The organism is Epilithonimonas hominis (genome assembly GCF_003730015.1).
Lineage (GTDB): Bacteria > Bacteroidota > Bacteroidia > Flavobacteriales > Weeksellaceae > Epilithonimonas > Epilithonimonas hominis.
On record NZ_RJTU01000042.1, the window covers coordinates 1 to 15,657 of the forward strand.

The 15,657-nt window shown below is 35.6% G+C and carries 15 protein-coding genes; 10 read left to right on the forward strand and 5 right to left on the reverse strand.

Annotated features, from left to right (window positions below):
* A partial coding sequence (locus EGH73_RS13990) for a hypothetical protein (RefSeq protein ID WP_184808076.1) occupies positions 1-328 on the forward strand: 328 nt, incomplete at its 5' end.
* 60 nt (positions 329-388) lie between these two features.
* Positions 389-1,171, forward strand: a complete 783-nt coding sequence (locus EGH73_RS06105) for a GLPGLI family protein (RefSeq protein WP_123281114.1) — start codon at positions 389-391, stop codon at positions 1,169-1,171.
* Here EGH73_RS06105 and EGH73_RS06110 read toward each other — a convergent pair.
* Genes EGH73_RS06110 through EGH73_RS06120 form a run of 3 tightly spaced genes read right to left on the reverse strand, consistent with a single transcriptional unit; the run spans position 1,168 to position 4,161 of the window.
* A complete protein-coding gene (locus EGH73_RS06110) occupies positions 1,168-2,226 on the reverse strand; it encodes an anhydro-N-acetylmuramic acid kinase (protein WP_262605731.1) in 1,059 nt (352 codons plus the stop codon). The two genes, EGH73_RS06105 and EGH73_RS06110, sit on opposite strands and share 4 nt — an antisense overlap.
* Before the next feature lie 37 nt (positions 2,227-2,263).
* Positions 2,264-2,860 carry an LPS export ABC transporter periplasmic protein LptC gene (lptC, locus tag EGH73_RS06115; protein WP_123281115.1) on the reverse strand — a complete coding sequence of 199 codons (597 nt, stop codon included), beginning with the start codon at positions 2,858-2,860 and terminating at the stop codon, positions 2,264-2,266.
* Positions 2,861-2,880: 20 nt separating this feature from the next.
* Entirely contained in the window at positions 2,881-4,161 is a 1,281-nt protein-coding gene (locus EGH73_RS06120) for a hypothetical protein (protein ID WP_123281116.1), read from the reverse strand.
* Between the two features lie 298 nt (positions 4,162-4,459).
* Between EGH73_RS06120 and EGH73_RS06125 the strand changes: the two genes are divergently transcribed.
* The 6 genes from EGH73_RS06125 to EGH73_RS06145 all read left to right on the forward strand — a co-directional run bounded on the left by EGH73_RS06125 (position 4,460) and on the right by EGH73_RS06145 (position 10,661).
* Complete coding sequence (locus EGH73_RS06125) at positions 4,460-5,566, forward strand: DNA polymerase III subunit (RefSeq protein ID WP_123281117.1); 1,107 nt, start codon at positions 4,460-4,462, stop codon at positions 5,564-5,566.
* 231 nt (positions 5,567-5,797) lie between these two features.
* Positions 5,798-6,427, forward strand: coding sequence for a TetR family transcriptional regulator (locus EGH73_RS06130; RefSeq protein WP_123281118.1), 630 nt, complete (start codon positions 5,798-5,800; stop codon positions 6,425-6,427).
* A gap of 31 nt (positions 6,428-6,458) precedes the next feature.
* Complete coding sequence (locus EGH73_RS14165) at positions 6,459-6,644, forward strand: hypothetical protein (RefSeq protein ID WP_245985443.1); 186 nt, start codon at positions 6,459-6,461, stop codon at positions 6,642-6,644.
* Positions 6,645-7,757 (forward strand): TolC family protein, encoded by a 1,113-nt coding sequence (locus EGH73_RS06135; RefSeq protein ID WP_245985444.1) that lies wholly within the window; start codon positions 6,645-6,647, stop codon positions 7,755-7,757. It abuts the gene before it with no gap.
* Between the two features lie 129 nt (positions 7,758-7,886).
* Positions 7,887-9,002, forward strand: coding sequence for an HlyD family secretion protein (locus tag EGH73_RS06140; protein ID WP_123281119.1), 1,116 nt, complete (start codon positions 7,887-7,889; stop codon positions 9,000-9,002).
* A gap of 78 nt (positions 9,003-9,080) precedes the next feature.
* The gene (locus EGH73_RS06145; RefSeq protein ID WP_123281120.1) at positions 9,081-10,661 is read left to right on the forward strand and encodes a DHA2 family efflux MFS transporter permease subunit; all 1,581 of its coding nucleotides are present in this window, start codon (positions 9,081-9,083) and stop codon (positions 10,659-10,661) included.
* Positions 10,662-10,829: 168 nt separating this feature from the next.
* Here the strand turns inward: EGH73_RS06145 and EGH73_RS06150 are convergent, their stop codons facing one another.
* Positions 10,830-11,285, reverse strand: a complete 456-nt coding sequence (locus EGH73_RS06150) for an Lrp/AsnC family transcriptional regulator (RefSeq protein ID WP_123281121.1) — start codon at positions 11,283-11,285, stop codon at positions 10,830-10,832.
* Positions 11,286-11,450: 165 nt separating this feature from the next.
* On the opposite strand from EGH73_RS06150, the gene EGH73_RS06155 reads away from it, so the two are divergent.
* Both EGH73_RS06155 and EGH73_RS06160 read left to right on the forward strand, forming a co-directional pair.
* Complete coding sequence (locus tag EGH73_RS06155) at positions 11,451-12,572, forward strand: 5-methyltetrahydropteroyltriglutamate--homocysteine S-methyltransferase (RefSeq protein WP_123281122.1); 1,122 nt, start codon at positions 11,451-11,453, stop codon at positions 12,570-12,572.
* A 127-nt stretch (positions 12,573-12,699) separates the two neighbouring features.
* Positions 12,700-13,260, forward strand: a complete 561-nt coding sequence (locus tag EGH73_RS06160; protein ID WP_123281123.1) for a sugar O-acetyltransferase — start codon at positions 12,700-12,702, stop codon at positions 13,258-13,260.
* Positions 13,261-13,629: 369 nt separating this feature from the next.
* On the opposite strand, the gene ligA is transcribed toward EGH73_RS06160, so the two are convergent.
* Complete coding sequence (ligA, locus tag EGH73_RS06165) at positions 13,630-15,633, reverse strand: NAD-dependent DNA ligase LigA (RefSeq protein WP_123281124.1); 2,004 nt, start codon at positions 15,631-15,633, stop codon at positions 13,630-13,632.
* Between the last annotated feature and the right edge of the window lie 24 nt (positions 15,634-15,657).

Sequence of the window (15,657 nt, forward strand, 5' to 3'; positions counted from 1 at the left end):
TTTTTTATTTTTCTCCCCAAGGTTTGAGATTGATCCTAAATTATTTAAAAAAAAGAAAAAATTATTTGTTTTAGTTTTTTTTGCATTAGGAAGTACGCTTGCCTTTGCAAAATCAAACGTCAGTCAAGAATCAAAAATTAATTTTAAGAAAAATGATGAATTAAAAAAACCTTCAACATCCTCTTTAAAAATGGTTATGGCTATGGTAAGCTTCTGCGGAGGAAAAGCAGTGGCTATCTGGTATGACAACGCTGTTGCTGGTGATTTGCAAACTCAAGCAGATGCTTATGAGGCTAATAATATCACTAATTGTGATCATTTTGTTTAAACTATTAATAAATGGGTGTTTTATACCCATTTATTCTTTTCGAAAACGCCATAAATTATTATGTTAAAATATATTACATTTAGTACATTATTTTTTTTTCTTAATTTAATGAAAATTGAGGCGCAAAGAAAAAATGAGGTAATAATTAAAACTTTTTATGAAGCAAATTATGAAACTTCTCTCCAAAAAGATTCAACCAATGTTAATTCTAAAGTATTAGATATTGGTAGTTTATATATTGGTGATGAAATTTCTGTTTTTCAAAGTGCAGGTAAAATTCAACAAGATTCAATGTGGGCAAATTTGAATTATATTCCTGGAACTGTTTTGAATTATTCAGATTATAAATCTGCAAAATTTGATTTTACAGTAATAAAAAAAAGTGGAAGTAATACATTGCGATTTCAAGAGGCATTGATAGGTGGAAGTCTTGTGGGGTATGATGAAAAACTGAAATTAATGGATTGGAAAATATTACCTGAAACAAAAAAAATAAGTAACTATAGTTGTAAAAAAGCGATTTGTAATTTTAGAGGTAGAAATTATACCGCTTGGTTTACTGAAGAAATACCTTTTCAAGATGGTCCATATAAATTCAATGGTTTACCAGGATTAATTGTTAAAATTTACGATGAGAAAAATTATTTCAGTTTTGAGCTTGTTTCATTTCTAAAAAAACAACGAACAATAATTTTAAAAAATGATCTCCACACCGTAGAAAACAAAAAATTCTACAAAACGAAAATAGATCGTTTAAATGCTGTAATAAGTAATTCTCCGAATGTAAGCATAGATCAAAAGAGAAAACCAATTATATACAATCCAATTGAATTATTTCCTTAAATGATTATCAATCCGGAAGAATGATTCATCAAACTTCCCGTTGCGGATGACAAAACATTATTGAGATTTAATGATCTCAAAACACCCATAAAAGCAAAAATCAAAGCTTCTTTATATTCAATAATTTCTTTTGCAGGAATTTGGATTTCGGTTTTGGTCTTTGCTTTTATTTTTTCTATCAAGTAAGAATTGTAAGTTCCTCCGCCAGTTACCAACATATTTATAATTTCAAATTCATCACAAATCTTTGCAATCTGAATCGCAGAATGTTCCGTTAAAGTTGCCAAAAGATCTTCCGATTTTTGATTCTGAATAAGAGGAGAGATTTGATTATTAATCCATTCTATTCCGAGTGATTTTGGTGCAGTTTGTTTATAAAATTCCAGCTCGTTAAGATTCTCCAGAAGCTGATGATCTATTGTTCCAGTTCTGGCTATTTCTCCGTTTTTGTCAAATTTTTCTCCGAATTTTTCTGCAAAACTGTTTAGAAGTATATTGACAGGGCAAATATCAAAAGCAATTCTTCTTTCATTTCTTTTTAATGAGATATTGGAAAATCCACCAAGATTTAGACAAGCATCAAAATTAGAGAACAACAGTTCGTCTCCAATGGGAACAAGTGGAGCTCCATTTCCTCCTAAAATGACATCTTGACTTCGGAAATCATAGATCACCGTTTTATTGGTTTTTGATTTAATTGCTCGTCCGTCTCCAATTTGTAACGTGAATTTGTTTTTTGGTTGATGAAAAACCGTGTGACCGTGAGAGGCAATCAAGTCAAGATTGATAATTTTATGTTTTGAAATGAATTCTGAAGTTTTTTCACCGAGATAAAATCCATAATCAACATTCAATTTTAGAACTTCCTCGCTGGAGAGATTGACAGCATTTCGCAAAGATTGTTCCCAATCAGAAGAATAAGGAAGTGTTTCACAATTCAGAATTTCGAAGTTCCAGGCAGAATCTGTTTGAGTAAATTTTGCATAACAAATATCCAGACCATCCAAACTAGTTCCGGACATAAGACCGATGGCGAAAAAAATCTGGCTTTCCAATTTGATAGAATTAAGCAAGAATCAAAACTACACTATTTTATTGACTTGTGGCTGGTAGTTTTGCAGAATTAAAGCTACCTGAATTATTGAAAAACGTGTATTCTGAGAAGTCATCTTTCGCAACCATCCCGTGAGAACCAACCAAAATATTACCATCTTTATCAGAAACAAAAACAGTATCTTTGGTGTACATTTTTTTATTTTTCTTGTCCCAGTTGATGGTTTCCATGACAAAAGTCTGTCCTTCGGTTGTGATGACTTTCACTCTGCCTCTAGCAAAATAAAAATCTTTTTTCTCGTTATATTTGGCATATCTTGCCCATATTTTCCCGGGAGTTTTAGGGTTTTTCTTATCGAAGAACTCCAGGTACATTCCTTTTTTTGCTTCCACATAAGGAGAATCTATCAGTTCATACTTTTCTATGAGCGGAGCTGTGAAACGTACTTTGATCTGCCCGGAATCTTTCTGCAAAATAGCACCATTATGTATAACCTGCGATGCAAAATTGGTTTTCTTATTCTTATTGATTTTCGTAAGATCCTCTTCACAGGACTGAATAAGAAAAAACATCAGCAACAAAATGAATCGTTGTGATGTTTTAAGGTTAAATATTTTGGAATAATAATCCTTCATAGATTATCAGTGTACTTTCATTAGTTGTATAGGCGCTTCGCAAACCACTTGTCAGCAAAGTTGATCCCAATCCTCAAATTTATGAAATTTTGTCGAATTAAATTGTTATCCAAAGTTCCTCTTTTTCCAAGCTCTACACCTAGGTCAATACTGTTCATACGGTTAATCTGGCTCTTTTGGAAAGGAAGTGTAACGCCTGCTGTAACTGCAAATTTATTGATGCTGCTTCCGTTGATTTTAAGATTGCCCGTTTCATAATAAGCACCATAACGGTAAATCACTCTTGAGAAATAAGAACGGAAATCATTAAAATTTGGAAGAATCCAACCTCCTACGGAATATCTGTAAGAATCCTGGTAGGACAAAGTCTGACCAAGGAAATTAAAATTCTCTCCTTTTTTAAAATCCACCTGCGTTCCGAAAAACCATTTGGTGTCTTTTCCGTAGCCTAAACCAAGTGAAGCTTCTTGAGGAAGGAATTTTTTATCTGTGGTTTCTCTTTGGTCTATGATAGTTTCGTAGCCTTTTGTTTCGCCAAGTAAATAATAGTATGTACTGTTTGTGTAAACATTTTTCATACTGCCAGTGTTACCAAAAGTATATGTAGCACCAACAGTTATTTTTTTGTCATTAGCTAATTTTTTTTGATAAGTAGATCCCAGTGTAAAATTGAATGACTTGATTCTGTAGCTATTAGAATAGCCACTGATCAGTTCCGCGCCAGTTAAAGAAACTTCTTCAATGTCATAAAGCTTTCCGAAATAAAAATTGGATCTAAGTCCTATCCCTATTTCCGGACTCACTTGGTAAGAAACTGCAGCCTGAACCGTATTCAGCGTTCCTTCCCCGTGGAAGTGATGTGCTTCTGTAACAGCAGCGTCGTCCTGCAGTGTTCCCGATGTAAGAATGTTATAAGTTTTTGAACTGTATGGCTGGAAATTCATCCCAAATTTTACCTTTCTGGAAATAGGGAAAGCTATCGATATATTAGATAGATATGTCGAATGTTTGTTCGATTTTATATTATTAAAGTCAGATCTGTAATAATTATTTTCGTTTGTGCCCTCTACTTTCAGAGTGGTTAGCTCCAGGTTGGTATTTGCCGCTGGGTTTCGGAAATTAAAATTATTATTAAAGTCCCAAATGTAAGCCGTGGAAATGCCTCCCATTGAACTAATATCGACTGTGTTATCATATTTTACATCTCCAATTCCGTAAGCTCCGTATGGTGAATTACCGATACTTTGAGCGTTCAGGAAATATCCTGCTATCAATGATGATAAAACAAAAACTCTCTTCATCCTTTAAAATTTCAATGCGCAAATATCTTAATTAATAATGAATTGCAAAAATATATTTGGGTTAAAGTTTGTTAAGTACCTTCGATAGATTAATGTTATTTTCCGATAGTTGGTAAAGATTGTTAGATTACTTCATCTTTTAAGAGATTTACCGAAAAACTTCTGACATCTGACCTCCGACTTCTAACGAAAATATTATCTTTGCGAGTATGAAATCGCCGATTATAATTTTGTTAAAGTTGACTAATTTTGATTTGGGCGATTGCATACGACCTTTTAAAAAAAATGATAACTACGTATGAAATGGGAACAGATTATTGGTCAGCAATCCATCAAAAATCTTTTACAGGATAGTATTAAGGAATCTAGAGTAGGACACGCACAGCTTTTCGAAGGAGAAGAAGGTTTTGGTGTTTTACCGTTGGCTTTGGCAATGGCTCAGGAGATTTTTGAAAAAGAAAATCCAGCATCTGTTCATAAGGTAGAGAATCTTAATCATCTCGATTTACATTTCAGTTTTCCAGTTTTTACAGAAAATAAAAACTCTCTTAGCAAAAGACTTTTTGATCAATGGAGAGAATTTATTTTAGAAAATCCCTATTCATCTTTTGATGATTGGACTAGTTTTTTAGAATCGGAAAATAAACAATTCTTTATTTCTGCAGATGAGGCGGAAGATATTGGCCAGCGGTTTAATCTAAAAAGTTTTGAAGGTGGAAGCAAAATTCTGATTGTTTGGCGAGCTGACAAAATGAATGACGCTGCAGCCAACAAAATCCTGAAATTTTTAGAAGAGCCTCCGAAAAATACCTTCATTATTCTTTGTGCACCATCTACCAACGATATTTTACCAACGATATTATCCAGATGTCAGATTGTTAATGTTCCGAGAATTAGTGATGAAGATATTTTGGACCAACTCAAAGCTCATCATTCTGCCCGAGAAATTGCATATCAATCGCAAGGAAACTGGAATCTCGCACAATCATTAGCAGAAAATAACGCGGGCGCTTCAGAATTCGAGACCTTATTTATCCAATGGGTTAGGAATGCTTTTCAGGCCAAGAAGAAACCCGAAGTTCTTCGCGATATTGTAAAGTGGGCCCGTCAAATATCCGAATGGAACCGGGAAAAACAAATGAAATTTCTTAATTATTGTATAGAAATCTTCCGATTAGCGATGCTTCAGAATTACGGAAATGATAATCTAGTTTATAAAAAACTGAATGAAGGAAACTTCAATTGGCAATCTTTTTCCAAGTTCATTCACGGTGCTAATATCGTTTCTATTGTAGAGGAAATTACAGACGCTTCTTATCACATTTCCAGAAATGCCAATTCTAAAATTGTACTCACCGATATGGGGATTAAATTGACCCGATACATTCACAAATCAGCAAATTAAAATAGTTTGGGCGCCTCTATCCGCCCTCCGTTCCTGCTTTTTTTCTCCGCTAGACTCCGCAAATAGAGCTCCACTCAGGTCGGGGCGCGCTTCCCAATGATCTATATTTTACAATAAAAAGATCTTTTGGTGTTATAGATAGATTCAATTTAATTTTAATAAAAAATTAATCAAACAAATGTTTGATTGAATTAATTTTTTGATTTAAATTTGCATCACCAAAAAACAGTTATGCCAACAAAAGAAGAACATATTATGATGGTTGCGGAGAAACTCTTCGCTGCCAATGGTTATAATGGGACTTCGGTGAGGGATATTGCAGCCAAAGCAAAGGTCAATGTTTCTATGATTTCTTATTATTTTGGGTCAAAAGAAAATCTGTTGGAAGAACTTTTCAAATGGAGAATGGATGAAGGATTAAATTTTGCTAAAAATATTTTAGAAAATGATGAACTGAGCGAAATCCAGAAACTTGAAAGTTTTGTAGATAATTTTGTGAGCCGAGTTCAGAGATTGAGAGATTTCTTTTTGCTTGTTCACACACAGCAAGTCATCAGTCAGAATAAGAATATTCAGAATTTTCTTAGGGCTTCAAAAATCAATTATATAGAAATCAATCAAAAGATTATTGAACAAGGTCTGGAAACAGGGATTTTTACAAAAAAACCTTCTTATCATCTTTTACAATGTACCATTTCCGGAACCATTTTCAATGCGATGCACGGGATGAAGATGTACAAAGAATATCTTAAGAAACAGAAATCTGATTTTGACGAGAAACATTTCGAGAATCAATATTTCCAAGAAGCATCTGACCACGTAAAAACGATTGTCAGAGGTCTGGTTGGTTATCAAGGTTAATAATTACACAACTATAACAATAATTACTAAAGTGAATAAATTTTATGCAACAGTGTTCTTAATAATGGCTTTTGCCTCAGTTTCCGCACAGGAAAAAAGAGTGCTAAGTCTGGAAGAAGCTGTGAAATTAGGAATAGCGAATAGCAAAAATCTAAAAATAGACCAATCTAAAATAGAAGAATCTACGGCTAATCTATTGGCAGCGAAAAACAGATAGTTGCCTGAACTGACGGTGTCCGGAAGTTATTTGTATTTGCCTTTTGAACCCAATATAGATTTGAAAATCCCAGGAATGTCTGGAGGTGGACCGAAAGTGAGTAATGTGCTTTATGGCTCTGCGAATCTATCGGTTCCCATCTATTCTGGAGGAAGAATCAAGTACGGCATCAAGTCTGCGGAATATCTTGTTGAAGCTTCGAAACTAACTACTGAAAACGACAAGAACGCGATTGCATATAACATTTCGCAAGCTTACAATAACCTTTTTAAGGCAAATGAAGTGGTGAAATTGTTGAAGGAAAACTTGGCGTCTTCACAGAAAAGAGACCAATCTTTTTTTAAGCTAGAAAACAATGGCGTGATTGCAAGAAATGACCGTTTGAAAGCACAACTTCAGACTTCTAATATAGAATTACAATTGATGGAAGCAGAGAACAACTACAACATTGCCAATATCAATATGGATTTGCTACTTGGACTTCCGGACAATACAGTAATCGAGGTTGATTCTAGTTATATTGGAACAGATGACCTTGGGAAACCGGATGATTATTACTTGAATTTAGCCAGAGAAAACAGAAATGATTTGAAAGCGATAGACTATCAAAGAAAAGCAGCGGCACTTGGAACCAAATCTGCAAAAGCAGAAAACCTTCCTTCGTTAGCTTTCACAGGTGGTTACGTTGCAGCGGATATTCCGAAACTTTTGACCATCACAAATGCCGTGAACGTGGGTGTTGGAATTCAATATAATCTTTCTAATATCTGGAAAAAAAATTCGAGTTATGTTCAATCGAAAGCCAAAGAACAGGAATTGGCAGCAGCGAATGATTTACTCAATGATAATGTAACATTAGAAGTAAAACGTGATTATCAGAATGACTTGTATGCACACAAGAAAATCGATGTCTATCAAAGAGCATTGGAGCAGGCGGAAGAAAATTACAGAATCACGCTTAATAAATATAACAACGGTTTAGAAACCATCACCAATCTTTTGGATGCTGATACTGCGAGAATCACAGCAAACGTTAATGTGGTTACTTCCAAAGCAGACGCTGCGCTGGCTCACAAAAAATTATTACAAACTACTGGCATTATTAATCAATAAGGTCTGAGGCAGGATGTCGGAAATCTGATGACTGCTATTCGGAAACAGAAAAAATAAACTTAATATAAAATCATCCGACATCCATCATCGGACATCGGACAAATCAATAAAAAACTTTAAACAAATAAAATGGCACAAAACAATATAAAATTCGAACAAGGAGAAATCCCTGCAAAAAAGAAAAAAAGCCCTGTATTCTACGTTGTAGTTGTGGTTGCGGTTTTAGGAGCTGCTTTCTTTGGTATTAGAGAATACCAATATAGTCAGACTCACGAAGAAACTGATGATGCTCAAATCGCGGCAGATGTAAGCCCAGTGATTTCTAAAATCTCTGGTTATATCTCAGAAGTTAAAGTTAAAGACAATCAATTTGTTAAAAAAGGAGATACATTAATTATCCTTGATAACAGAGATCAATCTATGGCTTTATCTCAGGCAGAAGCAGCTTTGGGAACAGCTCAGAGTAACGTTTCTTCAGCTCAGGCAGGTTCAGAAGCTGCAAAATCAGGAATTGGTAATTCCAGAGCGGCAGTTCAGACTGCTAATGCACAAATCGAAGCAGCGAAAGTAAACGTTTGGAGAACAGAGCAGGATATGAAAAGATATTCTGAATTGGTAAAAGACCATTCTATCACTCAACAACAATATGAGCAAGCAGTTGCGGCTTATCAAACAGCTCAAAAACAATTGCAGGTTTTAGTTGACCAAAAGAATCAAGCGAGTGTTCAGACAGGTGTTGTGACTTCTCAATCTAACGCAACTTATCAAAATATCGGCGTTGCCAATTCTCAATTGAAACAAAGGCAAGTAGATGTAGAAAATGCAAAATTGAATCTATCTTACACTGTGATTACGGCTAAAGAAAATGGTTATGTTTCTAAAATCCCTGTGCAGGTAGGTCAGTTTATCCAAGCTGGTTCACAATTGTTCAGTATTGTGTTGAGTAACCAAAAATGGGTTGTTGCGAATTATAAAGAAACTCAGGTTGAGAAAATGGTTGAAGGTCAGAAAGTTGAAATCGAGATTGATGCTTATCCAGGTCAGAAATTCCAAGGGACAATCAGTTCATTCTCTCCGGCTACAGGATCTGCGTTTGCGTTGCTTCCTCCGGATAACGCTAGTGGTAACTTCGTAAAAGTAGTTCAGAGATTGCCTATCAAGATTACGTTTGACAACCTTAATGAAGATATTATGGAGAAACTTCGCGTAGGAATGAACGTTCAAACAGTAGTTTCATTAAAATAAAAATAAGGAAGCTGGACGTCGGAAGTATGAAGTTTTAAAACCTCCATCCTCCAACTTCCATCTCCGAAATCAGAAATTATGCAAGACGATTCATTAGTAGAATATGGATTTCGCAGGGTAATTGTAACCATTACCGCTATCGTTTGTGCGCTTCTGGAAATTGTGGATTCCACGATTGTGAATGTAGCACTGAACGAAATGAAAGGTAATCTGGGGGCAACGTTGTCCGAAGTAGGCTGGGTAATTACCGCTTACGCCATCGGAAACGTGATCATTGTTCCGATGACGAGCTGGCTGTCTCAGCAGTTTGGACGCCGAAATTACTTTGCTGCATCCATTATTATATTCACAGTTTTCTCTTTTCTCTGCGGTAATGCGACCAACATTTGGGAACTCGTATTTTTCAGATTGATGCAAGGGATAGGTGGTGGAGCACTTTTGGTAACTTCACAAACCATCATTACAGAATCTTACCCTGTAGAAAAGAGAAGTATGGCTCAGGCTATCTACGGATTGGGCGTTATTATCGGACCAACTTTGGGTCCGCCGTTGGGAGGTTATATCGTTGATAATTACAGCTGGCCATATATTTTTTACATCAATATTCCGTTGGGGATTATCGCTACATTATTGACATTACAATTCATCAAGAGTCCAAGATTCACAGAGAAACGTTCGGCTTCGGATGTCGATTGGTTGGGGATTGGATTGTTGGCTGCCTTCGTAGGCTCGTTACAATATATTTTGGAAAGAGGTCACGAGGATGATTGGTTTGAGAGTAAAGCCATTGTTGTATTGACAATTACAGCCGTTGTAGGATTTATATTATTCATCTGGCGAGAACTCACCTTCAGATATCCGATTGTAGAGCTCCGTGTTTTGAAAAATGGAAACCTAAGGATTGGAACCGTGATGTCCTTTGTGTTAGGATTTGGGTTGTATGGATCTACGTTTATTGTTCCACTTTATACGCAAAGTATCCTAGGGTGGACGGCGTTACAATCCGGAGCATTGATGATTCCTGCTGCGTTGACCACTGCTTTTATGATGCCAATCATTGGTAAGCTTTTAACAAAAGGTGTAAAACAGCAGTTATTGGTAGCGTTAGGATTATTAATATTCTTCATTTATAGTTTCTGGGGTTACAAAATCATTACGCCGGACACCGGGAAAGATGCTTTCTTCTGGATGCTGATTGTTAGAGGTATGGGACTGGGGTTATTATTCATTCCGATTACATCACTGTCATTGAGCACACTGAAAGGACCTGAAATTGGACAAGGAGCAGCTTTTACTGGGATGATCCGTCAGTTGGGCGGTTCATTTGGGATCGCAGCTATTACAACGTTCATTGCTAACAGAAGTCAACTTTACAGAAGTAATCTTGTCGCGCATTTGGATGTTAACGATTTGGATGTTCAGCAGCGTATCGCAGGACTCAAAGCCAGCTTTATGGCAAAAGGAATGTCTGCGGACAAAGCACTTCAATCAGCTTATCAAATCCTTGATTATGGCGTGACAAAACAGGCAACAGTATTATCTTATATGGATGTTTTTCTCTATTTGGGGATTGCCTTCCTGATATGTATTCCGTTTGTATTGTTCGTGAGAGAAAGAAAAGGCAAAGGCGAGAAAATCGACCTGAGTGCGGTTCATTAATATTTATTTTTTAGTTGTTTGTAAAAAACTCGGAACCTTCAGTGGTTTTGAGTTTTTTATTTTTAGGAGCCGGGAACCTGCTTTCCGCTATATCTTTTTGCGCTAGAACGTTTAGTCTGTCAGGCTGAGGCTCTCGAAGCCGCGCAACAATTAAAAACCCATATAAACTCAAATTGTTATCCCATAACTATTTTTAATTTCCGACATCACAAAAGAGCTGTGTGTACTTCCAATACTTTCCAAAGAACCCAATTTGTTAAAAACAAAATCCTGATAATGCTTCATATCCTGAACCTGAACTTTCAAGAGAAAATCAAAATCACCGGAGATATTATAACATTCCACAACTTCATCGATGGAAAGAATATCGTTGACAAACTGGTTTCCGATGTTTTTATCGTGCTGTTTTAGTTTGACATTACAAAAGACAATAAACCCTTTATTCAATTTCTCCGAATCAAGAACGGCAATGTAATTCTTAATAAAGCCATCTTGTTCCAGCTTTTTTACACGCTCAAAAACAGGCGATGCAGAGAGATTCACTTGCTGTGCTAATTCTTTTACAGTGAATTTAGAGTTTTTTTGAAGGATTTTTAAGAGTTTGATATCAGTTTCGTCGAGCATAATTCAGAATATATTTTGGTTTCGATTTTATGAATGGTAAAATTATAGAATATTTATCTTTCTAAATATTGTTTATGAGTTTTATTTGCTTAATAATTTTATTTAATAAGAAATAAAAAACTTAGAATATAATTTTACACAAAATATTAATCTAAATAATTTGTTATGTGTGAAACAAAAGGAAGAACACCAAAATTAGACACAGTTGGAAGTTTTTTAAGACCAGAAGTTCTAAAAAAAGCAAGAGAACAATTTTCTAACGGAGAAATATCAAAAGAACAACTCACCGAAATCGAAAACCAGGAAATCATCAAATTAGTTGAGAAGCAAAAAGAGTTAGGATTAGAAGTGATTACCGATGGCGAGTTCCGCCAAAGCTACTGGCATCTCGATTTTTTCTGGGGATTCGAAGGTGTTGAACACAATTTTATGCCGCGCGGTTATCAATTTCACGGCGAAGAAACCAAAAATGATTCTGCAAGATTGACTGGAAAAATCAGATTTACAAACAATCATCCGTACTTAGGATATTTTGCATTTCTAAAAAGTTTAGCCGGCGAAAATCATATTGCAAGACAAAGTATTCCTGCACCAGCACAGCTTTATGCAGAATTGTTAAGAGAATCGAATGCGGATAAAGTAGCAGAATTTTATCCAGATAGAGCAGAATTTCTAAGTGATTTATCAAAAGCTTACCGCGACGCCATTTTAGCTTTTTACGAATTGGGTTGCCGAGATTTGAAAATTGATGACTGCACTTGGGGAATGTTATGCGATGCCAATTTTTGGAAAACAATGGCAGGTGAAAACTACAATCCGGATTTGCTAAAAGAAACCTACTTGAAACTCAATAACGATGCTTTGCAGGATTTGCCAGCAGATTTAAGGATTTCGACTCACGTTTGCAGAGGAAATTATCATTCTACTTGGGCAACTTCCGGCGGATATGAGCCTGTTGCAGATACACTTTTTGCCAAAGAAAATGTAGGCAATTTTTATTTGGAATTTGATGATGACCGTTCTGGGGACTTTGCGCCATTAAGATTTGTTCCGGAAAATAAAAACGTTGTTTTAGGCTTAATTACGAGTAAAAATCCAACTTTGGAACAGAAAGAAAATATCATTGCAAGAATCAAAGAAGCCAGCCAATTTGTAAGTCTTGACAGATTAAGTCTCAGCCCGCAATGTGGTTTTGCATCCACCGAAGAAGGCAATATCTTGACCGAAGAAGACCAATGGAACAAGATAAAATTAGTAAAAGAAATTGCCGACGAAGTCTGGAAATAAAAAAATTCAATAATAATCTAAGCATCCAATTTTGGGTGCTTTTTTCATTACGAACTAAAATATTGAAAAGTATAGCTAAAGAATAAAAAAGCCTTTATTTTTGCTTAGTTATTAATGTAAAAATACAATGAATAATCTGAACGAAAAACAAAAAATGCTTTCTGGCGAGATATATGATGCAGGCGATGCGACTTTGGTAAAGGAAAGACAAAAATGCAAAGACCTCTGTTTCGAATACAATCATATTCCACCTTCAAAACTTAAAGAGAGAAAAGCTCTAATCAAAAGGCTTTTCGGTAAAACAGAGAAAATGTTCCTTATCGAGCAGCCCTTCTACTGCGATTACGGTTATAATATCGAAATTGGAGAAAATTTTTATGCCAACGTCAACGTTGTGATTCTGGACTGCGCGAAAGTAACTTTCGGAGATAATGTTTTCATCGCACCAAATTGTGGATTCTATACCGTTAATCATCCTCTTGATACAGAAACCAGAAACAAAGGTTTGGAATATGCGCTTCCAATTACAGTTGGTAATAACGTTTGGATTGGTGCTGGTTGTAGCATTCTTCCTGGTGTTACAATTGGCGATAATGCAGTCATCGGCGCTGGAAGTGTGGTAGTAAAAGATATTCCTGCTAATGTTTTAGCCGTGGGAAATCCTTGTAAAGTCATCAAAGAAATTTAGAACATCAACCACAAAAGTTCCAAAAGTTTTACAATTAAAATAAATTCTAAGATTTTAAAACTTAGGTGTGCTTTTTATAATTTCAAAATAACTTAACAAACTTAGAGCCTGGCTAAAAAATATAAAACCACAAAGTCACAAAAGAAAAATCAAAAAAAGAAAATCTTTCAAAGAGCAAAAAAGCTAACTTATGAAGGCATTATCCTTATTCGAACTTTTGATAGACTTAAGGAAAATTAAAACTTTTGTGACTTTTGTGGTTTTTGAAACAAATTTAAACAAGTTCTTAATTGTTCCTTTGGTGTCTTTTGAGTATAGATTTTAAGCGCTCAAACTTTTAAATTCTAAAACTCTCCAACTCAACTCAACTCATCCAATCAAATCCAGAAACTGTTGTTCATCCAGAATCGTAATCGTTCCGATATCTTGCGCTTTTTTCAGCTTGCTTCCGGCTTTTTCGCCAACAACTAAATAGTTGAGGTTTTTCGAAACGGCCGAGATGTTTTTTCCGTTGTGCTTTTCCACCATTTCTTCCGCCTGTTCTCTTGTGAAAAGCGATAATTTTCCAGTGAAAAGGAACGTTTTTCCTTCCAAAACATTAGACAAAACTTCATTCGTATTTTCGCCTTTTTCCAACTGAACGCCGTAAAATTTCAAACGTTCAATCATCAGGATATTTTCGGGATTCTGAAAAAAGTCTGTGATACTGACTGCGATTTTCATTCCGATATCTTCAACCTGACAAAGTTCTTCTGCGGTTGCATTTTTCAATTCGTCAATAGATGAAAAATTCTTTACCAATTTCTTCGCAACTGTTTCCCCAACGTGTTTGATGCCAATTCCGAACAATACTTTTTCAAACGGAACTTCTTTGGATTTTTCAATGCCGTCCAAAATATTCTGAGCCGATTTTTCAGCCATTCTTTCGAGTGGAAGAAGCTGTTCTTTTGTCAAAGTATAAAAATCAGCAGGATTTTCAATGAGTTTTTCTCTGTAAAGTTGCTCGATAGTTTCTCCGCCAAGATTCTCAATATTCAACGCTTTTCTGGAAACATAATGAATCATCCTTCCCACAACTTGTGGCGGACAATGCAGTTCGTTCGGGCAAAAATGAATCGCTTGGTCTTCAATTTTTACCAATTCGGTTCCACATTCAGGACAATTTTTGATGTATTCGATTGGCTTTTGGAGAAGCGTTCGTTTTTCAGTATTCACACCAACAATCTTCGGAATAATCTCGCCTCCTTTTTCTACATAAACAAAATCGTGTTCGTACAAATCCAGTTTTTTGATGATATCTTCGTTGTGAAGTGATGCGCGTTTTACAGTTGTTCCTGCTAACAAAACTGGTTTCAGATTGGCAACCGGCGTTATCGCTCCGGTTCTTCCGACTTGGTAAGAAACACTTAAAAGTTCCGTTTCTACTTTCTCTGCCTTGAATTTGTAAGCCATAGCCCAACGTGGCGATTTGGCTGTATAACCCAATTGTCTTTGCTGTTTTAATGAGTTGACTTTCAAAACAATACCGTCAATTTCAAAAGGTAATTTGTGCCGTTCTGTATCCCAAAACGTGATGAATTCTTTTACTTCATCCAACGTTTTACATAACTTTGCTTGGTCTTCCGAAACTCGGAAACCCCAATTTTTGGCTTTCGCCAAGATTTCCCAATGCGTATCTGCAGGAAATTCATCCGAAATATATTGATACAAAACTGCCGAAAGTCCCCGTTTTCTTACCTCTCCAGAATCTTGCATTTTCAAACTTCCGCTGGCAGTATTTCTAGGATTCATAAACAAATCCAAACCTTCTTCCTCACGTATTTTATTGATTTTATCAAAGTTTTTTCTTGTTAGATAAATTTCGCCTCGGATAAAAAATCGATTCGGAAAATCGCCTTTCAAAGTCAAAGGGATATCGGAAATTGTTCTCACATTATTCGTGATTTCATCGCCCTGAAAACCATCGCCACGTGTAACAGCCTGAGATAATTTTCCATTTTCATACAGAATGGAAATCGAAGCACCGTCATATTTTAATTCAGCAACAAATTCAACCGGTTCATCAATGGTTTTGATGATTCGTTTTTCCCAATCTTCCAGGTCGTCAAAATCATAAGAATTGTCCAAAGAATACATCCTGTATTGATGTTGAACGGTTGGGAAATTCTTTGTGATTCCACCACCAACACGCAAAGTCGGAGAATTGGCATCAAAAAATTCAGGATGCGCTTTTTCCAAATCCTGAAGTTCTTTCAATTTCTCATCAAACTCAAAATCAGAAATCGTATTATTATCAAGAACATAATAATTGTAATTATGCTGATGAAGTTCTTCTCTCAGGGATTCTATCTTTTGCTGAATGTTTTCGGACATTGTGGGAAATATTTAACGCAAAAA